Origin of the sequence: Streptomyces rimosus, from assembly GCF_008704655.1 — a bacterium.
Lineage (GTDB): Bacteria > Actinomycetota > Actinomycetes > Streptomycetales > Streptomycetaceae > Streptomyces > Streptomyces rimosus.
The window spans coordinates 6854846-6874503 of record NZ_CP023688.1 but is presented as its reverse complement, the minus strand read 5'-3'; the positions used below and the strand labels follow the sequence as shown (position 1 = coordinate 6874503).

Sequence of the window (19658 nt, the reverse complement as noted above, 5' to 3'; positions counted from 1 at the left end):
GCTGCGGCCGTCTCGCTGGTCGGTCGCCGGCCCTGGCACGGGCAGGGGTTTGGATGTTTATGCGGACCAAACCCTACTGGACGCTATTTGGGGTCGCGCGGGGAGGGTGCCCAACGCGCCGCACCGCCCTCCGAAGGGGTGGCTGCGGCATCCGGGGGACGGCCCCCGCGCGCCGGAATGCCGGGCTCCGCCGGTCATCTGACGCCGTGCCCGGCGCCCGGACCCGAACACGCTAGCGTCAGGGGCGTGTCCTACTTCGACGCCGCCTCGGCCGCTCCCCTGCACCCGGTCGCCCGTGAGGCCCTGCTCGCCTCGCTCGACGAGGGCTGGGCCGATCCGGCCCGCCCCTACCGGGAGGGCCGCCGCGCCCGGCTGCTGCTCGACGCGGCGCGGGAGGCCGCGGCGGAGGCCGTCGGCTGTCGACCCGACGAGCTGGTTTTCACCCCTTCGGGGACGCAGGCGGTGCATTCGGCCATGTCCGGCACGCTCGCCGCCCGTCGGCGTGTCGGCCGCCATCTGGTCCACTCAGCGGTGGAGCACTCCTCCGTCCTGCACGCCGCCGCGGCCCACGAGGCGGCGGGCGGCACGGTCACCGAGGTCGGCGTGGACCGTACGGGCCGGGTGGCCGCGGGGGACCTCGCCGCAGCGCTGCGCCCGGACACCGCGCTGGCGGCCCTGCAGTCCGCCAACCACGAGGTGGGCACCGAGCAGCCCGTGGAGGAGGCCGCCACGGCCTGCCGGGAGGCGGAGGTGCCGCTGCTGGTGGACGCCGCCCAGTCGCTGCCCTGGGGCCCGGTGGGCGGCGCCTGGTCGCTGCTTACGGGGAGCGCGCACAAGTGGGGCGGGCCGCCCGGCGTGGGGCTGCTGGTGGTCCGTAAAGGCACCCGGTTCGCGCCGCAGGGTCCGCAGGACGAGCGCGAGTCCGGCAGGGTACCGGGCTTCGGGAACCTGCCCGCCGTGGTCGCGGCGGCGGCCTCGCTGCGCGCCGTACAGGCCGAGGCGGCGGCCGAGGGGGCGCGGCTGCGGGAGCTGGTGGACCGTATCCGGGCCCGGGTGGCCGCGGCGGTGCCGGACACCGAGGTCGTCGGCGATCCGCTGCGCCGGCTCCCCCACGTGGTGACCTTCTCGTGTCTCTATGTCGACGGAGAGACGTTGCTGCACGAGCTGGACCGGGCGGGCTTCGCCGTCTCGTCCGGGTCGTCCTGCACGTCGAGCACGCTGACGCCGAGCCATGTGCTGCGGGCTATGGGCGTGCTGTCGGAGGGCAACGTACGGGTGTCGCTGCCGACGGGCACCGCCGAGGCCGACGTGGACCGCTTTCTGGCCGTCCTCCCGGAGGCGGTCCGTTCCGTACGGGAACAGCTGGGCGCCCCGGTGGCCGCCGAGCCGAAGACCACGGGGCCGGAGACCGCCGGACCGGTCGTGGACGCGCTCGGCAAGCGCTGTCCGCTGCCCGTCATCGAGCTGGCGAAGGTGATCGGCGACGTACCGGTGGGCGCCACGCTGACCGTCCTTGCGGACGACGAGGCGGCACGGCTGGACATTCCCGCGTGGTGCGAGATGCGGGGCCAGGAGTACGTGGGCGAGCGGCCGGCGGAGCGCGGCGCCGCGTATGTGGTGCGGCGCCGGGTCTGAGCGAAGCGGCGGGCGATCCGGGCCCGCCGCCCCCTACCGCGACCGGATCAGGCCAGATGCGCGCGGATCTCGTCCGCGGCCTCGTGGCCGTACGCCTTGGTGAAGCGGTCCATGAAGTGGCTGCGGTGCAGCTCGTACTCCTGGGTGCCGACGGTCTCGATGACCAGCGTCGCCAGCATGCAGCCGATCTGCGCGGCGCGCTCCAGGCCGACGCCCCAGGCCAGGCCGGACAGGAAGCCGGCGCGGAAGGCGTCGCCGACGCCGGTCGGGTCGGCCTTGGCCTTCTCCTCGGCCGTACCGACGAGGATGTCCGGCTGACCGGCCCGCTCGATGCGCACGCCGTCGGCGCCCAGCGTCGTGACCCGGGTGCCGACCTTGGCGAGGATCTCCTCGGAGGTCCAGCCGGTCTTGGACTCGATCAGGCCCTTTTCGTACTCGTTGTTGAAGAGGTACGCGGCGCCCTCGGTGAGGGTGCGGATGCCCTCGCCGTCCATCCGGGCGATCTGCTGGGAGAAGTCGGCGGCGAACGGGATGCCGCGGGTGCGGCACTCCTCGGTGTGCCGGACCATCGCCTCGGGGTCGTCCGCGCCGATCAGCACGAGGTCCAGGCCGCCGACGCGCTCGGCGACGGTGTGCAGCTCGATCAGCCGCGCCTCGCTCATCGCGCCGGTGTAGAAGGAGCCGATCTGGTTGTGGTCGGCGTCGGTGGTGCACACGAACCGGGCGGTGTGCTTGACCTCGGAGATGCGCACCGAGCGGGTGTCCACGCCGTGCCGGTCGAGCCAGGCGCGGTACTCCTCGAAGTCGTTGCCGGCCGCGCCGACCAGGATCGGGGCGGTGCCGAGCTGCCCCATGCCGAAGCAGATGTTGGCGCCGACGCCGCCGCGCCGTACGTCGAGTTCGTCGACCAGGAAGGAGAGGGAGACCGTGTGCAGCTGGTCGGCGACCAGCTGATCGGCGAAACGGCCGGGGAAGGTCATCAGGTGGTCGGTGGCGATGGAGCCGGTGACTGCGATACGCACGACGGGTCTGCTCCTGCGGGAGGCGGAAGGACGGGACGGACGTTGGTCAACGGTACCGGGTGTCCTGATCTCCCCCCACCAGGCGAAACTACCCCTTAGTAGGGCTTTCTTCGCGGTCCGGCAGATGCGTACGGTGCCGGTATGACCAAGCATGTGAAGGGCGTCACACCCCGTTCGTCCGGCGTTCGCGCCGCCGCCTCCCGCCGCTCCCCCGGCTCCGCCGAGCCGGAGTCGATGGCCCAGCTGCTGGGCGACTGCGCGCGGATGGCACCGCACTGGCGCAGCGGCCCCCAGGCGCCCCGGCCGCCCGCCCGCGAGCTGCACGGCATCACCGTCCCCGCCTCCTCCACGGCCCTGGTCAGCGGGATGTCCGAGTACGGCGACTGAGACCGGGGGGAACCGCGGACGCTCCGGCTCCGTCCAACCGGCGTCCTCCCCACGCAGGAGGGCACGTCAGTTGTTCAGCGGAGCCGAAGGAGCGAAGCGGTGAGCACCGAGGACACCTCCCCCGCGTCCGGCGGGGAGCATTCCACCGACGATACGCAGGAGACCACCGCCCGGCGCCGGCGCAGCCCGCTGATCGCGGCCTCGGTGGCCGCGGCCGTGCTGCTGGCCGGCGGCGGCGCGGCGTACTGGGCCTCGACCGCCTCCGGCGGCGGGGACAGTGGCGCCGGTGCCCGCCCCGAGGGCGGCCCGCCGCCGCTGGCCCTGGACGGCTACGCGACGGGCAAGGGCACCGGCTCGCACAGCGGCATCGCCCCCGGCGAGCCCGACCCGTCGGGCTCGGGCTACCGGGCGACCGGCAAGCTGCCCGACGGCCCCTCCTCCGCCCCCGTCTACCAGCCGCGCGGCCAGGTCTCCCAGGAGGCCGTGGCCCGGCTGGCCAAGGCCCTGGACCTGCCCGGCCAGGTCCGCTCGGACGGCGACTCCTGGAAGGTGGGCGGCCTGACGCGGGACGCGCGCAGCCCCGTCCTCCAGGTGGCCAAGAGCGGTTCCGGCGCGTGGACGTACTCGCAGTACGGCACGCCCAACGGGACCGGCTGCGCGGAATCCGGCAAGGGCTCGGACAGCTCGCAGGCGAGCGGCCCCGGCTGCCGCACGGGCGACGAGAGCGGCGAAAAGGGCGCCGTCTCCCCGGAGAAGGCGAAGCAGGCCGCGCAGCCGGTGCTCGCGGCCCTCGGCCAGAAGGACGCCAAGCTGGACGCGAGCGGACTGTCCGGCGCGGTACGCACCGTCAGCGCGAACCCGGTGATCGGCGGGCTGCCCACGTACGGCTGGCAGAGCGACATCCAGGTCGGCTCGGACGGCCAGGTCGTCGGCGGCAGCGGCCAGTTGGCGCAGCCGGTCAAGGGCGACACGTACCCCGTACAGAGCGCGGAGAAGACGCTGGAGCGGCTGAACGCGACGCACGGCGGCGCGAACTCCGGCATCGGCGGCTGCGCGACGGCCGAGCCGCAGAAGCAGGACAAGGCCGGCGGCCAGGACGTCGAGCCGTGCGTGGGCAACGCCTCGGCGCGCAAGCCCGCCGACGTGACCGGCGCGGTCTTCGGGCTCTCGATGCAGTACGTCGGCGGCCGCCCGGCGCTGGTGCCGTCGTGGCTGTACACGGTGCAGCGGGCGGGCGGCGGCACGGTCACCCACCCCGCGGTGGACCCGAAGTACGTCAAGAAGGGCGACGGCGGCACCTCCGCCCAGCCGCCGGACAGCGGCAAGCCGTCGGGCAAGGCCGGGGCGATGAGCTTGGAGTCGTACTCCCTCGGCGCGGACGGCAAGTCCCTGAAGCTGCACTTCTGGGGCGGCGTGTGCAGCGTCTACTCGGCGACCGTCGAGCAGACCGGCAAGAGCGTCAAGGCCGAGGTCATCGGCAAGGACAAGAAGCCGAACCAGATCTGCGTGAAGATGGCGAAGGAGTTCACGCAGACGGTGCCGCTGGACAAGCCGCTGGCGGGGCGGGATGTGATCGACGCGTCGTCCGGCAAGGAAGTACCGGCGAAGTAGCCGTCGCAGGCTTACGCGCACACGACAACGGCGGCGCTCCCCATGGAGGGGGGGCGCCGCCGTCGTACGCGCTTACGCGCCGGCGTCCGGGCCGTCGACTCAGTTGAAGGAGTCGCCGCAGGCGCAGGAACCCGTGGCATTCGGGTTGTCGATCGTGAAGCCCTGCTTCTCGATGGTGTCGACGAAGTCGATGGAGGCGCCGCCCAGGTACGGGGCGCTCATCCGGTCGGTGACGACCTTGACGCCGCCGAAGTCCTTGACGACATCGCCGTCCAGCGACCGCTCGTCGAAGAAGAGCTGGTAGCGCAGTCCGGAGCAGCCGCCGGGCTGGACGGCCACGCGCAGCGCGAGGTCGTCGCGGCCTTCCTGCTCCAGCAGGGCCTTCACCTTCGACGCGGCCGCGTCGGACAGGATGATGCCGTCGCCGACGGTGGTCTCGTCCTGAACGCTCATCTAGATCTCTCCCGGGTTGTACGGACCGCTTGCCCTCGGCTGCAACCGATGGGGCCCCGGATTAATTCCGGCTGGGCGCGACGTGTTGTGGGCCTTCCGTCTTCATGCTCGCACACCCGCGGCGGGGTGCGGGCGGCCGCGGCACAGGGATGCGTCACATCGACACGATGGCCATCGTCAAACTGACGTGAAGCGGTTATGATAGATAACGTCAAACCGACGAAAAGGCTTCCGGCGCCACCAGCACCGGCCCCGGGTGCGGCCTCGCCTCCGGTGCAAGCACCGGCTCCACCGGAGCGGCTACGCCGCGCTGAATTCACGGAAAGAGAGGGTGCGTGTCGTGACCACCGCCCAGCCCCTGGACGTCCAGCCGACCCCGCTCGCGCTGCTCCTCCTCGGCCGCGAGGCCGACCCCAAGAGCGAGCGCGGCGTGGACTGCCCCGGTGACCTGCCGGCTCCGTCCGACCCCGGTCTGGTCGAGCGCGCCCGCGCCGCCAAGGCGAAGCTCGGGGACAAGGTCTTCGTCCTCGGCCACCACTACCAGCGCGACGAGGTCATCGAGTTCGCCGATGTGACCGGCGACTCCTTCAAGCTGGCGCGCGACGCGGCGGCCCGGCCGGACGCCGAGTACATCGTCTTCTGCGGTGTGCACTTCATGGCCGAGTCCGCCGACATCCTGACCACCGACGACCAGCAGGTCGTCCTGCCCGACCTGGCCGCCGGCTGCTCCATGGCCGACATGGCCACGGCCGAGCAGGTCGCCGAGTGCTGGGACGTGCTCACCGAGGCCGGCGTGGCCGAGCAGGTCGTCCCCGTCTCGTACATGAACTCCTCCGCCGACATCAAGGCGTTCACCGGCAAGCACGGCGGCACGATCTGCACCTCCTCCAACGCCAAGCGCGCGCTGGACTGGGCCTTCGAACAGGGCGAGAAGGTCCTGTTCCTGCCCGACCAGCACCTGGGCCGCAACACGGCCGTCCGCGACATGGGCATGTCCCTGGACGACTGCGTCGTCTACAACCCGCACAAGCCGAACGGCGGCCTCACCGCCGAGCAGCTGCATGCGGCCAAGATGATCCTGTGGCGCGGCCACTGCTCCGTGCACGGCCGCTTCTCCCTCGAATCCGTCGAGGACGTACGGGCCCGCATACCCGGCGTGAACGTCCTCGTCCACCCCGAGTGCAAGCACGAGGTCGTGGCGGCGGCGGACTACGTGGGCTCCACCGAATACATCATCAAGACCCTCGAAGCCGCCCCCGCCGGCACCAAGTGGGCCATCGGCACCGAACTGAACCTGGTCCGCCGCCTGGCCAACCGCTTCGCCGCCGAGGACAAGGAAATCGTCTTCCTCGACAAGACGGTCTGCTTCTGCTCCACCATGAACCGCATCGACCTCCCCCACCTGGTCTGGGCCCTGGAGTCCCTGGTGGACGGCAAGGTCGTCAACCGCATCCAGGTCGACCGCGAGACGGAGAGCTTCGCGAAGCTGGCACTGGAGCGGATGCTGGCGCTGCCGTAACGCGCGGAGCGCGCCTTTGGCGCGCAGGGTGCCCGTGGTCTGTGGGGCCGCACCGGACGAGGGGTCCGGTGCGGCCCCACGCCGTTTCGCCTCCAGCCCGCCGGTTCCCAGACCGAGTGGTCTCGTCCACGATCACGCTCCACCAGGGCGCGCGAAGTGTACAGTTCTGCACATGAGTGACACTCTGCCGATCACCGAAGCGCGCGCCCGGTTCGGGTCACTGGTGCGCCGCGCCTCCCACGCCCGTGAGCGGATCACGATCACTGATCACGGCCAGCCGGCGGCCGTGTTGATAAACCCCCAGGAACTCGCCGACCTGGAAGACGCCCTGGCATTGGCGCGATACCGCGCGCGGCAGGGTTCCGGGGAGACCGCGGGTGTCCCGCACGACGAGGTACGTGCCCGGCTCGGGCTGGAGCGCGGTTGACATACGAGATCATCTGGGACCCGGCCGCCGTCGACGCGGCGACCCGGTTCCTCAAGGACGACGCCGACGGACTGCGCCTCCTGATGGACGCCGTCGACCTGCTCGCCGCTCAGCCGCGCCCGACGGGTAGCGCCGAGTACGGTTCACCTGACCTGCGGCGCATACACGTCGGCCGCTACCGGGTGCTGTACGAAATCACCGAGGCCACCATCACGATCGTGGTCATCCACATCGGCCGCCTCGGCTGACGGCAGGGGACGAACGCACCTCAGCCCGTCCCAGAACCTCCCCGGGACGGGCTGAGTCATATGCGTCAAGCGCTCCGGGCGCCTCAGACTCCCGCAGGCTCCGGCGTGCGGGGCTCGCTCTTGTCGGAATCCTCGGCCCGGCGGGCCATCCGCTTCGCCGCCCGCCGTTCCTTCCGCAGTTCGATCATCGCGTACAGCGTCGGTACCAGCAGCAGCGTCAGCAGCGTGGACGTGATCAGGCCGCCGATGACGACCACGGCCAGGGGCTGGGAGATGAAGCCGCCGTCGCCGGTGACGGACAGGGCCATCGGGAGGAGGGCCATGATCGTGGCGAGGGCCGTCATGAGGATGGGGCGGAGGCGGTGGCGGCCGCCTTCGATGACGGCTTCGACGATGCCGTAACCCTGGGCGCGGTACTGGTTGATCAGGTCGATCAGCACGATCGCGTTGGTGACGACGATGCCGATCAGCATCAGCATGCCGATCATCGCCGGGACGCCCATCGGGGTGCCGGTCGCGACCAGCAGGCCGATCGCGCCGGTCGCCGCGAAGGGGATCGAGACGAGGAGGATCAGCGGCTGGACGAGGGACCGGAAGGTGCCGACCAGCAGCATGAAGACGATGGCGATGGCGGCCAGCATGGCCAGGCCGAGCGAGGAGAACGCGTCGGACTGGTCGGCGGAGACACCGCCGATCTCGGCGGTGTCGCCCTCCGGCAGGTCCAGCGCCTTGATCTTCGACTGGAGCTGGGCGGTGACCGCGCCGGTGTTGTCACCGGTCGGCTTGGCGGTGATCGTGGCGGACCGGGCGCCGTCGATACGGGTGCTCCGGACCGGGCCCGCGACCGTACGGATGGTGGCCAGGTCGCCGAGCTTGGCGGGGCCCGCCGGGGTCGGTACGGCCAGGTCGCGCAGCGCGGCCTCGGACGTGACCGGGTGGGCGGACTTGATGACGATGTCCCGCTCGGCGTTGTCGATCATGGCCTTGCCGCTGGTGGTGCCGCGCACCGCCTGGGCGACGACCTGCCCGAGGGCGGCCTGGCTGTAACCGGCCTCCGCCGCCTTCGCGTTGGCCTGCACGGAGATCCGCGGCACGCTGCGGGAGAGGTCGCTCTGCACGTCGGTGACGTGGTCGAGGCCGGCGACGGTGGCCCGTACCTGCTCGGACGCCTTCTTCAGTACGTCCGCGTCGGCGGCCTTGACCACCACGCTCAGGTCCTGGTTGCCGAAGCCGCCGCCACCGGCCGAGACGGTGGTCTCACCGATGTCCTTGCCGAGCTTGCCGAGTTCGGCGCGGAGCTTGTCGGTGACCTTCCCGGAGTCCGCCGCGTCCTTCAGCTTGACCTGGTACGACGCCTGGTTGGCGCCGCTGCCGCCGCCGAAGGCCGCCATGAAGCCGGACGAGCCGACGGTGACCTGGTAGTCGGCGATCTCGTCCATCCCGGCGAGGACCTTCTCCACCCGCTCGGCCTGCGCGTCGGACGCGGCGAGGCTGGTCCCCGGCGTCAGCTCCTGCTTGACGCTGAGGGTGTCCTGGTCGCCCTGGTCGAAGAAGTTGGTCTTCAGGAGCGGGGCCATGCCGAAGGTGGCGAGGAGGACGACGACCGCGATGACGACGCTGGTGATGCGGCGGCGCGTCGCGAAGCGCAGGACGGGCACGTACAGGCGCTGGAGCGGGCTGCCGCTCTCCTTGGCCTCGGCGGCCCGGCGCAGTTCCTCGGGGTCGGTGCCCTCGGGGATCTGCGGCGCGCGCAGGAACCAGTAGGAGAGGACCGGGACGACGGTCAGGGACACGAGGAGCGAGGCGAGCAGGGCGACCGTGACGGTGATCGAGAACGAGCCGAAGAGGGCGCCGACCATGCCGCCGACCACGCCGATGGGCAGGAAGACCGCCACCGTGGTCAGGGTGGAGGAGGTGATCGCGCCGGCCACCTCGCGGACGGCGGTGAGGATGGCCTGCTGCCGCTCCTCGCCGTAGCCGAGGTGCCGTTTGATGTTCTCCAGGACGACGATCGAGTCGTCCACGACACGCCCGATGGCGATGGTCAGCGCGCCGAGGGTGAGCATGTTCAGCGACAGGTCGCCGGTCCACAGCACGATCAGCGTGATGACGACGGACAGCGGGATGGAGACCGCGGTGACCAGCGTCGAGCGCAGGCTGAGCAGGAAGACCAGGATCACGATCACGGCCATGACCAGGCCGAGCAGGCCCTCGGTGGTCAGCGACTCGATGGACTTCGAGACCGCCGGGCCCTGGTCGGAGACGACCGTGACCTCGGCGCCCTTGCCCAGCGCCGTACGGATCTTCGGCAGCTTGTCCTTGACCGCCTCCGAGATGTCCACGGCGCTGCCGTCCTGGCCCATGGTCACCATGACGGCCAGGCTGGGCTTGCCGTTGGTGCGCGTGATGGAGGTCGGGGTGGCCGACTCCTCCTTGACGGTGGCGATGTCACCGAGGCGCACGGACTTGCCGGCCGCAGCGCCCCCGGCCCCACCGGGACCTGCCGCCGGGGTGACCGTCAGGTCCCGTATCTGCTGCGCGGAGGTGAAGCCGGAACCGACCTGGACGGTGTTGCTCCGGCCCTTCTCGGAGAACGAACCGGCCGGTACGGACGCGCCGTTCGCCTCCAGCGCCTGCCCGAGCGCCGCGGCCGTCAGCCCGGCCCGCGCCAGCTTGGCGTCGTCGGGGGTGACGGCGACGACACGGTCCTGGACGCCGTTGACGGTGACCTGGCCGACGCCGTCGATGTTCTTCAGGTCCGGCACCACGCTGCGGTCGAGCTGGTCGGCCAGCGCCTGCTGATCCTTGCCCGCCGCGGACACGGCGAGCACGACGGCCGGGATGTCGTCCGTCGAACCGGCCACGACCTGCGGGTCCACGTCCTTCGGCAGCTTGGCGCGGGCCCGGTTGACGGCCTGCTGCACATCGGCGACCAGCCGCTTGGAGTCGTTGCCGTAGTCGAACCGGGCCATGATGACGGCCGAGCCCTCGCTCGCCGTCGAGGTGACGCCCTTGATGCCGTCGACCGCCTGGATTCCGTCCTCCAGCGGTTCGATCACCTGCTTCTCGACGACGTCGGGCGAGGCACCCTGGTAGGGCGCCAGCACGGACACCATGGGCAGTTCGATGGTGGGCAGGAGCTGCTGCTTGAGCTGGGGGATCGCGATGGCGCCGAAGGCGATCGCGACGATCGACATCAGCGCTATCAGGCCCCGTTGTACGAGGCTGAGTCGGGACAGCCAGGACATGGGTGGGGTCTCTCTTCTGTTCTGTACTGCGGCGTGGTCGTACGGCATGGCCGCACGGTGCTGCCGTACGGCACGGCCGTACGGCGTTCCGGCGGGCGGGCACCAGGGAGGGCACCACTGGCCCGACTAAACGATCCGCCATGCCCCACGCGCTTTTCCTCGCTCGCAGGTCGGTTTCCGCCCCACCCGGCTACCGCGTTCGGAGTACGCCGGTCTCCACCCCCTGCTGCACCCGTGGGACTACCGCACCCGCGGCCGGACCAGCCCCGATTCGTACGCGATGACCACCAGCTGCGCCCGGTCGCGCGCGCCCAGCTTGGCCATGGCCCGGTTGACGTGCGTCTTGACCGTCAGCGGGCTGACCGCGAGCTCCTTGGCGATCTCGTCGTTGGACAGCCCGCCCCCGACCAGCACGAGCACCTCCCGCTCCCGCCCGGTCAGCGTGCCCAGCTCGGCCGCCCCCGGCCGCCCGGCCCCGCCCTCCGCGGGCCCCTCCCCCTGCGCGAGGAACTTGGCGATCAGCCCCTTCGTCGCGGCCGGCGACAGCAGCGCCTCCCCGGCCGCCGCGATCCGGATGGCGGCGAGCAGCTCGTCCGGCTCGGCCCCCTTCCCGAGGAACCCGCTGGCCCCGCCGCGCAGCGCCTGCACCACGTAGTCGTCCACCTCGAAGGTGGTCAGGATGACCACGCGTACGGCGGTCAGGTCCGGATCGGCAGTGATCATGCGGGTGGCGGCGAGCCCGTCCACCCCCGGCATCCGGATGTCCATCAGCACCACATCGGCCCCCGTGGCCCGCGTCAGCTCATACGCCTCCGCCCCGTCGGACGCCTCCCCCACCACCTCCATGTCGGACTCGGAGTCCACCAGGATGCGGAAGGCGCTGCGGAGCAGGGCCTGGTCGTCGGCGAGCAGCACCTTGATCGTCATCCGGTCTCCCCCGTGCGGCAACTGCGGCCGGACGCTCCGGCCTGGTGGGTGGCTTGGGTGGTGTGGAGGGGCAGGCGTACGTGTACGCGGAAGCCGCCGGTGGGGCGGGGGCCGGTTTCGACGGTGCCGCGCAGGGCTTCGACGCGTTCGCGCATGCCGATCAGGCCGTGGCCACCGCCGGGTTCCGGGGCGTCGGGGCCGTCCGGACCGGTGCCGTCGTCCAGGACCGTGACCGTCAGGGCATCGGCGGTGCGGGTGATGCGGACCGTCGCGCGGGCGCCCTGACCCGCGTGTTTGTGCACGTTGGTCAGGGCTTCCTGGACGATGCGGTACGCGGTCAGGTCGATGGCGGCGGGCAGGGCGTCCGCCGGGCGCGGTACGTCGAGGTCGACGGGGAGGCCGGCGCGTACGAAACCGTCGATGAGGTGGTCCAGGACGGCCAGGCCCGGCGTGGGTTCGGTGGGGGCCCGCGGGTCGTCGGACTGGCGCAGCAGGCCGACGGTGGCACGCAGTTCGTCCAGGGCGGAGCGGGATGCCTCGCGTACGTGGGCCAGGGCCTGCTTGGCCTGGTCGGGGCGGCTGTCCATGACGTGCGAGGCGACTCCGGCCTGCACGTTGACCAGGGCGATGTGGTGGGCGACCACGTCGTGCAGTTCGCGGGCGATGCGCATGCGCTCCTCGGCGACGCGGCGCCGGGCCTCCTCCTCGCGGGTCCGCTCGGCGCGTTCGGCCCGTTCCCGTATCGCGGCGACGAAGGCGCGGCGGCTGCGGACCGCGTCACCGGCCGCGGCGGCCATGCCGGTCCAGGCGAAGATCCCCAGGTTCTCCTGCGCGTACCAGGGGCGGGCCCCGAAGAGCATCGCGGCGGCGGTGAGCACGACGACGGTCAGCGCGCCGACGCGCCAGGTGGTGGAGCGGTCCGTACGGGCGGCGAGGGTGCACAGCGCGATGACCACGGAGCAGGCGACCGGGGCGCGCGGGGCCTCGGTTTCCAGGAGGAGTTCGAGGACGGTGCAGACGCCGGTCACCGCCAGCACGCTGCGCGGGAAGCGGCGGCGCACCGCCAGGGCGCCGCTGGCGACGGCGGCGAGGACCGCGGTGGTGACGGTCAGGTCGCGTTCGCCGAAGCGGGGGCCGTGCGGACCGTGCGGACCGGCCATCGCGCCGACCAGGATGGCCACGAAGACGGCGAGCGCCAGCACGGTGTCGCAGGCGCGCGGGTGGGCGCGTATCCAGGCGAGCGGGCCGCCGCCCGGACGCGGGCCGGCCTGCCCGGGGGCGAGGGGAGTCACGGGGAAACGGTAGCGCCCCGGTCCCACGCGGGGTCCGGGGCGCTGCCTGCGCTGGAGGTCGTACGGGCCGAGCGGTGGCCGGTGGCCAATGACCGATGGCCGGGCGGAGCGGTCCGGAAGTGGGTGACGGTCGCCCCGAAGGTCGTGGCGGACCGCTTCGGTGGCCGGTGGCCGGTCAGCCCGGTAGCCGGTACCCGATCGGTCCGGCCGCCCGGCGGCGGCCGGTCAGTCCGGGATCGAGCCGCCGCCCCGGCCCGCACGAAGCCGTGGTCTCACCCCGGGATCAGCCCGTCGTCGCTGAGCATCTGCCTGACCTCGTCGAGGGTCGCGTCCTCGGCGGGCAGGATCAGTTCGGACGGCTCCAGGGAGTCGTCCGGCAGTGGGGCGCCCAGGCGGCGTACCGCGTCCAGAAGGGCGCTCAGGGTGCGCCGGAAGCCGTCCTCGTCGCCGCTCTCCATCTCGTCGAGCAGCTCGTCGTCCAGCTTGTTCAGCTCGACGAAATGCGCGTCGTCGAGCTTCACCTGCCCCTCCCCCATGATCCGTACGATCACGACGGTCTCCTTCTGGTCCGGTTTCCGGTCCGGTGCGGCGGTCGCGACGAGGCTAACCGCCGCCGGCCGTCACTGCTTGTCGAAACGCGGCTGTCCGGGCTGCGCCTGCGGGGCCTGCTGCCCCTGGCTCGCCTGGCCGCCCTCGATGGCCTGCTTGTCGGCGCCCGGGCCCGCCAGCTCGGCCTTCATGCGCTGGAGTTCCAGCTCGACGTCCGTACCGCCGGAGAGCCGGTCCAGCTCGGCGGCGATGTCGTCCTTGGCCATGCCGGACGGGTCGTCCAGCGCGCCGGAGGCGAGCAGTTCGTCGATGGCGCCGGCCCGGGCCTGCATCTGCGCGGTCTTGTCCTCGGCGCGCTCGATGGCCATGCCGACGTCGCCCATCTCCTCGGAGATGCCGGAGAACGCCTCGCCGATCCGGGTCTGCGCCTGGGCGGCGGTGTAGGTGGCCTTGATCGTCTCCTTCTTCGTACGGAAGGCGTCGACCTTGGCCTGGAGGCGCTGGGCGGCGAGGGTGAGCTTCTCCTCCTCGCCCTGGAGGGTCTGGTGCTGCGTCTCCAGGTCCGTGACCTGCTGCTGGAGGGCCGCCCTGCGGGACAGCGCCTCGCGGGCGAGGTCCTCGCGGCCGAGCGAGAGGGCCTTGCGCCCCTGGTCCTCCAGCTTGGAGGACTGGGCCTGGAGCTGGTTGAGCTGGAGCTCCAGGCGCTTGCGGGAGGTCGCCACGTCGGCGACGCCGCGGCGTACCTTCTGGAGCAGCTCCAACTGCTTCTGGTACGAGTAGTCAAGGGTCTCGCGCGGATCCTCGGCCCGGTCCAGGGCCTTGTTGGCCTTCGCGCGGAAGATCATCCCCATCCGCTTCATGACACCGCTCATGGGCCTCGCGCGCCCCCTTCTGACCGAGTTACATCGGGCTTCGGCTCCAGCACATCTACAGACCCCACAGTACGGGCCCGGGTTCCATTACCGCACTGTTCGGACCCGGATGCGCTCCTCCTACAGGACGATCAGGACGGCCCGGTCCTCCGGCGCAGGGAGTAGGGAACGCCCGGGGACCCCACCACCCGTCCTTTTCACCCCGTTACGTCCCTGATGGCGCACCGGTCACGGGACCGCGCCGTTGCCGGATCGTTCCCCATGCCGCTGTGGTCCATGCACCGCGTACCCGTACCCTTGCGTATGTGTTCCGAAGCCGTTCGAAGGATGAGCAGGCCGCGACCGCCAAGGTGACCGCGTCCGAGCCCAAGCAGCCCCGCGACCCGCAGGCCCCGAAGGGCCGCCCGACGCCGAAGCGCAACCAGGCGCAGGCGCAGCGCCGTACGCGCGCGCACACGCCGGCCAACCGCAAGGAGGCGCAGAAGGCCGCGCGTGAGGCGCGCCGCGCCGACATGGCCCGGCAGCGCGAGGCGCTGGCCAACGGTGACGAGCGGTTCCTGCCGGTGCGCGACAAGGGACCGGTGCGCCGCTTCGCGCGCGACTTCGTCGACTCGCGCTGGTGCGTGGCGGAGTTCTTCCTGCCGATGGCCGTGATCATCCTGGTGCTGACGATGCTGCGGCAGCCGGGGATCCAGAACATCGCGCTGCTGCTGTGGCTGTTCATCATCGTGCTGATCGTGATCGACTCGTTCGTGCTGTGGTTCTCCCTGGGCAAGCGCCTCAAGCAGCGCTTCCCGAACGAGAACCTGAAGGGCGTCAAGCCGTACGCCCTGATGCGCACCCTCCAGATGCGCCGGCTGCGTCTGCCGAAGCCGCAGGTCAAGCGCGGAGAGCGGCCCTGAACGCGACCCCTTCGGGCTTTTCGCCCGGCGCCGGACGGTGGCTGGGCGGACTGGGCGGACTGCGCGACACGGTCCGCCAGGAGCTGGTGGCCCGCCAGCTGGAGGAGCAGATCTCGGCGCGCTTCCCGGTGGGACAGCGGCTGCGGGTGCTCGATGTGGGCATGGGCCAGGGCACCCAGGCGCTGCGGCTGGCCCGCGCCGGACACAAGATCACCGGTGTGGAGTCCGACCCCGCGATGCTGGCGGCCGCCCGCGCGGCCCTCGCGGAGGAACCGGCCGGCATCCAGGAGCGCGTCCAGCTCGTCGAGGGCGACGGCCGGGACACCGGCGTGCACTTCCTCCCCGGCGCCTTCGACGTGGTGCTGTGCCACGGCGTGCTGATGTACGTGGCGGAGCCGGACCCGATGCTGGCCGGACTGGCCCGCGTCCTGGCGCCCGGCGGCCTGCTGTCCCTGGTGGTGCGCAACGCCGACGCGCTCGCGATGCGGCCGGGGCTGTCCGGCGACTGGGACGGCGCGCTGGCGGCCTTCGACTCCGCCGAGTACGTCAACCGCCTCGGCCTGAAGGCACGCGCCGACCGCCTGACGGCGCTGACCGCCACGCTCGACGGGATCGGCGCGCCGCTGGAGACCTGGTACGGCGTACGGATCTTCACCGACACCGCGGCGGACGACGCGCCGCTGCCCGCCGACGGCGAGCTGGAACGGCTGCTGGCCGCGGAGGACCGGGCCGGGCGCACCGACCCGTACCGCTCGGTGGCCGCACTGCTGCACCTGTGCGGCGTACGAGGTGGAACGGGGAGCGAGGGGCGCTAGGAGCGCGGGTGTGCAACCGGGCGTGCGCACGAGCGCGCGCCCCGCCCCTGTCTCCAGCCGCCCGTGCCAAATCCCCTACGGGTAAAAGACAGGTAATCGCCCCTCTCCCGCGTCTTGTTCTTCGTGAGCACCGACACCCCGAGAACCGCCCCGGCCGCCGCCGACGCGGAACCCCCGCAGCCCTCCCTCCCCGTCCGCAAGACCTGGCGCGTGCTGTACGGCCACATCCGGCCGCACCGCGCCGCCATCGCCCTGGGCGGGCTGCTGACCCTGGTCGGCTCGGCCGCCGGCCTCGTCCAGCCACTGGCCGCCAAGGCGCTGGTCGAGCGCCTGGGTGTGCACGAGTCGATCACCATGCTGCTGGTGCTGCTGACCGCGCTGGTGGTGGCGGGCGCCGTGGCGGAAGCGGTCGGCGCGTACGTCCTGGAACGCACCGCCGAGTCCGTGGTGCTCGCCGCCCGGCGTCAGCTCGTCGCCCGGCTGCTGCGGCTGCGGATGCCCGCGGTGGACCGCAGCAAGCCCGGCGACCTGATGTCGCGGGTCACCGCGGACACCACGCTGCTGCGCGCGATCACCACCCAGTCGCTGGTGTCCGCCGGGACCGGCCTCGCCACCCTGGTCGGCGCGATCGTGTTCATGGCCCTGCTGGAGCCGGTGCTGCTCGGGGTGACGGTCGCCGTGATCGTGCTCATCGGCAGCTCCATGGGGCTGGTCATGCCCCGGATATCCAAGGCGACGAAGCGGGCGCAGGAGGCCGTGGGAGCGATCTCCACGGCGCTGGAGCGGACGTTCGGCGCGTTCCGTACGGTCAAGGCGTCCGGCGCGGAGCGGCGGGAGGAGGCGGCCATCGAGGCGGCCGCGCGCGAGGCGTGGCGCGGCGGCGTACGGGCCGCGAAGTGGCAGTCCCTCGCGATGTCCTCGGTGGGGCTCGCGGTCCAGGTCTCCTTCCTGGCCGTGCTGGGCGTCGGCGGCGCGCGGGTGGCCTCGGGGGCCACCGACATCGCCACCCTGATCGCGTTCCTGCTCTACCTCTTCTACCTGATCGACCCGATATCCCGGCTGGTGGAGGCGGCGTCCGCCTACCAGGTGGGGTCGGCGGCGATCGCCCGGATGGCGGAGGCGGAGGGCCTGGAGACGGAGCCCTTGGAGACGGAGCCCCTGGAGGCAGGGGATCAGGAAGGCGCCGGGGCCGCCACCCCCGCGAAGCCCGCGAGCATCGCCTTCGAAGGGGTCACCTTCCGCTACCGCCCGGACCTGCCGCCCGTCCACCACGGCGTGGACTTCGTGGTGCCCGGCGGCGGCATGACGGCGTTCGTCGGCCCGTCCGGCGCCGGCAAGTCCACCGTCTTCGGGCTGGTGGAGCGGTTCTACGAGGCGGACGGCGGCCGGGTGCTGGTCGATGGCACGGACGTACGGGACTGGCCGCTGGAACGGCTGCGCGCCCAGATCGGCTACGTCGAGCAGGACGCGCCCGTCCTGTCCGGCACCTTGCGTGAGAACCTGATGTTCGCGGCGCCCGGCGCCACCGACGACCAGCTGGCCCGCGTCCTGACCCGGACCCGGCTGGACGGCCTGGTCGAACGGCTGCCGGAGGGCCTGGAGACGCCGGTGGGACACCGCGGCAGCAAGCTGTCCGGCGGCGAGCGGCAGCGGGTGGCGATCGCGCGGGCGCTGCTGCGCGAGCCGCGGCTGCTGCTCCTGGACGAGGCGACCTCGCAGCTGGACGCGGTCAACGAACTGGCGCTGCGGGACACGGTCGCGGAGGCGGCCCGTACGACCACGGTGCTCGTGGTGGCGCACCGGCTGTCCACCGTCACGCTCGCGGACCGGATCGTGGTGATGGAGGCGGGACGGGTGCGCGCGATCGGTACGCACGCGGAGCTGGTGGCGAGCGATCCCCTGTACGGAGAGCTGGCGGCGACGCAGTTTCTCGCCACGGCGCCGGATGACCGGGCGAATCAGGCGTCCTGACGGGACACTCCAGGCATGACGCCTTCACCGACTTCCCCTCACAGGGCGGCGGTCGCCGCGGCGGCCGCCCTGTGCGCGACCGCACTGATGGCCGGCTGCTCCGGTTCGGGCTCGCCCGACTCCGCCGACCGGTCCCCGTCGTCGGCCCCCGCCACCTCCCCCGCGAGGGCGGCGGCCCCCAGCGTCAGCACCGACCTGCAGAACGCCTATCAGAGGGTGGTGAAGGACGTGCTGCCGTCGGTCGTCCAGATCACCACCGGGGAGGGGCTGGGCTCGGGGGTGGTCTACGACGCGCGCGGGCACATCGTCACCAATGCGCATGTCGTCGGCCAGGAGAAAACGTCCAAGGTGACCACGGCACGGGGCAGCCGCTCGCTGAACGCCTCGCTGGTCGCCTCCTATCCGGAGCAGGACCTCGCCGTCATCAAGATCGACAAGGCGCCGGGCGATCTGAAGCCGGCCACCTTCGGCGACTCCGCCAAGGTGGAGATCGGGCAGATCGTGCTCGCCATGGGCAGCCCGCTGGGGCTGTCCGGCAGCGTCACCCAGGGCATCGTCTCGGCGACCGGACGCACCGTCAGCGAGCCGAGCAGCGGCGGCGGCACGGGCGCCACCCTCGCCAACGTGGTGCAGACCTCCGCCGCCATCAACCCGGGCAACAGCGGCGGCGCCCTGGTCAACCTCTCCGACCAGGTCATCGGCATCCCCACGCTGGCCGCCACCGACCCGCAGATGGGCGAGGGCGCGGCCCCGGGCATCGGCTTCGCCATCCCGGCCTCCACCGTCCGCAACATCGCCGACCAGATCATCAAGGACGGCAAGGTCACCAACTCGGGCCGCGCGGCGCTCGGCATCACCGGCCGCACCATCGTCGGCCAGGACTTCGAGGGCGCCGGGGTGAGCGTCGCGAGCGTCAAGGAGGGCGGCCCGGCCGATCAGGCGGGCATCAAGGCGGGCGACGTCATCGTGAAGTTCGACGGGACCGCCGTCCGCACCATGCAGGACCTGTCGGAGGCGCTGGCGGGCCACAAGCCCGGCGACAAGGTGGAGGTGACGGTCGACCGGGACGGGGCGCAGAAGACGGTACGGGTCACACTCGGGACGATCTGAGCAGGTCGGGGCGGCGGACACCCGGCCGGTACGGATGCGGCGGGCCCCGGGCGGGATGGCTCCGGCGGGCACTGACCCGTACGGATACTGCGGGCACCGGCCGGGCCGCTCCCCGGCCGGTGCCCGCCGGCCCGGTCAACCGGTCAACCGGTCACCCCGCCGCCTCCGCGTGCAGGCTCATCCCGTAGATCTCGGTGCTGTCCTCGAAGAGCGTCACCTTGTCGGCGCCCCCGTCGAGGAGGTCCTTCCACACCTCGCCGATCCAGGACTCCGCGTCCCCCTGGGTGGTGAAGTCCTCCGGCTGCACCGCGGGCTCCACCTCCGTACCGTCGGCCTTCTCGAACCGCCACGTCCACACCATGTCCGCCTCCTGGTCCACCGAGTGCCTGCTCGTCGCGTACCACTGCCGCACCGGGGCGCGCCGGGAAGCCGTGCCGCCCCCGCCCGCGCCGGTGCGCCGTACGCCCGGCGTATGCCCCGCCAACGCGCGGTGTACGTCCCGCGTACGTGCTGTTCCGCAGCCTAGGCCCTGTCGTCAAGCTTCCGCCGTCTGCCCGGAGGGCAGGCCCCGCGGCGTCTGGTGCACCCCGCTGCGCTCCGTCTCGGCTCTTCGACCCGTCCTTCGGAAGCCGAGCCGATCGCAAGGCGGAAGGTCTTCCGGGTACTGGGT

The 19658-nt window shown here is 72.1% G+C and carries 18 protein-coding genes; 10 read left to right on the top strand and 8 right to left on the bottom strand.

The window, feature by feature from the left end:
* Nucleotides 1-246 precede the first annotated feature (246 nt).
* A complete protein-coding gene (locus CP984_RS30055; protein WP_003982396.1) occupies nt 247-1635 on the top strand; it encodes a cysteine desulfurase/sulfurtransferase TusA family protein in 1389 nt (462 codons plus the stop codon).
* 47 nt (nt 1636-1682) lie between these two features.
* Here CP984_RS30055 and CP984_RS30050 read toward each other — a convergent pair whose 3' ends face one another.
* On the bottom strand, nt 1683-2657 hold the full coding sequence (locus CP984_RS30050) for a carbohydrate kinase family protein (RefSeq protein WP_003982395.1): 975 nt from the start codon (nt 2655-2657) through the stop codon (nt 1683-1685).
* Nucleotides 2658-2798: 141 nt separating this feature from the next.
* Between CP984_RS30050 and CP984_RS30045 the strand changes: the two genes are divergently transcribed.
* Together CP984_RS30045 and CP984_RS30040 are read left to right on the top strand one after the other, a co-directional pair.
* A complete protein-coding gene (locus tag CP984_RS30045; protein ID WP_003982394.1) occupies nt 2799-3044 on the top strand; it encodes a hypothetical protein in 246 nt (81 codons plus the stop codon).
* 99 nt (nt 3045-3143) lie between these two features.
* Entirely contained in the window at nt 3144-4655 is a 1512-nt protein-coding gene (locus tag CP984_RS30040; RefSeq protein WP_003982393.1) for a hypothetical protein, read from the top strand.
* Nucleotides 4656-4754: 99 nt separating this feature from the next.
* On the opposite strand, the gene CP984_RS30035 is transcribed toward CP984_RS30040, so the two are convergent.
* A complete protein-coding gene (locus CP984_RS30035) occupies nt 4755-5108 on the bottom strand; it encodes a HesB/IscA family protein (protein ID WP_003982392.1) in 354 nt (117 codons plus the stop codon).
* 331 nt (nt 5109-5439) lie between these two features.
* Here CP984_RS30035 and nadA point away from each other — a divergent pair, with 331 nt between their 5' ends.
* From nadA to CP984_RS30020, 3 genes are all read left to right on the top strand, one after another.
* Entirely contained in the window at nt 5440-6627 is a 1188-nt protein-coding gene (gene nadA / locus CP984_RS30030; protein WP_030180204.1) for a quinolinate synthase NadA, read from the top strand.
* Between the two features lie 172 nt (nt 6628-6799).
* Nucleotides 6800-7054, top strand: coding sequence for a type II toxin-antitoxin system Phd/YefM family antitoxin (locus tag CP984_RS30025; protein ID WP_003982390.1), 255 nt, complete (start codon nt 6800-6802; stop codon nt 7052-7054).
* Complete coding sequence (locus tag CP984_RS30020; RefSeq protein WP_003982389.1) at nt 7051-7302, top strand: type II toxin-antitoxin system RelE family toxin; 252 nt, start codon at nt 7051-7053, stop codon at nt 7300-7302. The genes CP984_RS30025 and CP984_RS30020 overlap by 4 nt, the downstream gene beginning before the upstream one ends.
* Before the next feature lie 83 nt (nt 7303-7385).
* Here CP984_RS30020 and CP984_RS30015 read toward each other — a convergent pair whose 3' ends face one another.
* From CP984_RS30015 to CP984_RS29995, 5 genes are all read right to left on the bottom strand, one after another.
* On the bottom strand, nt 7386-10550 hold the full coding sequence (locus CP984_RS30015) for an efflux RND transporter permease subunit (protein ID WP_003982388.1): 3165 nt from the start codon (nt 10548-10550) through the stop codon (nt 7386-7388).
* A gap of 240 nt (nt 10551-10790) precedes the next feature.
* Nucleotides 10791-11477, bottom strand: a complete 687-nt coding sequence (locus tag CP984_RS30010; protein ID WP_003982387.1) for a response regulator transcription factor — start codon at nt 11475-11477, stop codon at nt 10791-10793.
* Nucleotides 11474-12769: a sensor histidine kinase gene (locus CP984_RS30005; RefSeq protein WP_043977735.1), complete on the bottom strand. Its 1296-nt coding sequence runs from the start codon at nt 12767-12769 to the stop codon at nt 11474-11476. The genes CP984_RS30010 and CP984_RS30005 overlap by 4 nt, the downstream gene beginning before the upstream one ends.
* A 272-nt stretch (nt 12770-13041) precedes the next feature.
* Nucleotides 13042-13320 carry a PspA-associated protein PspAA gene (pspAA, locus tag CP984_RS30000; RefSeq protein ID WP_003982385.1) on the bottom strand — a complete coding sequence of 93 codons (279 nt, stop codon included), beginning with the start codon at nt 13318-13320 and terminating at the stop codon, nt 13042-13044.
* Between the two features lie 69 nt (nt 13321-13389).
* Entirely contained in the window at nt 13390-14190 is an 801-nt protein-coding gene (locus tag CP984_RS29995; RefSeq protein ID WP_078575462.1) for a PspA/IM30 family protein, read from the bottom strand.
* Between the two features lie 305 nt (nt 14191-14495).
* Here CP984_RS29995 and CP984_RS29990 point away from each other — a divergent pair, with 305 nt between their 5' ends.
* From CP984_RS29990 to CP984_RS29975, 4 genes are all read left to right on the top strand, one after another.
* Complete coding sequence (locus tag CP984_RS29990; RefSeq protein ID WP_030180209.1) at nt 14496-15092, top strand: DUF3043 domain-containing protein; 597 nt, start codon at nt 14496-14498, stop codon at nt 15090-15092.
* An 86-nt stretch (nt 15093-15178) separates the two neighbouring features.
* On the top strand, nt 15179-15907 hold the full coding sequence (locus CP984_RS29985; protein ID WP_003982382.1) for a class I SAM-dependent methyltransferase: 729 nt from the start codon (nt 15179-15181) through the stop codon (nt 15905-15907).
* Between the two features lie 123 nt (nt 15908-16030).
* Nucleotides 16031-17878 (top strand): ABC transporter ATP-binding protein, encoded by a 1848-nt coding sequence (locus CP984_RS29980; RefSeq protein ID WP_043977802.1) that lies wholly within the window; start codon nt 16031-16033, stop codon nt 17876-17878.
* 15 nt (nt 17879-17893) lie between these two features.
* Nucleotides 17894-18988 carry a S1C family serine protease gene (locus tag CP984_RS29975; RefSeq protein ID WP_030180212.1) on the top strand — a complete coding sequence of 365 codons (1095 nt, stop codon included), beginning with the start codon at nt 17894-17896 and terminating at the stop codon, nt 18986-18988.
* A 151-nt stretch (nt 18989-19139) separates the two neighbouring features.
* Here CP984_RS29975 and CP984_RS29970 read toward each other — a convergent pair whose 3' ends face one another.
* A complete protein-coding gene (locus CP984_RS29970) occupies nt 19140-19349 on the bottom strand; it encodes a hypothetical protein (RefSeq protein ID WP_030683808.1) in 210 nt (69 codons plus the stop codon).
* Between the last annotated feature and the right edge of the window lie 309 nt (nt 19350-19658).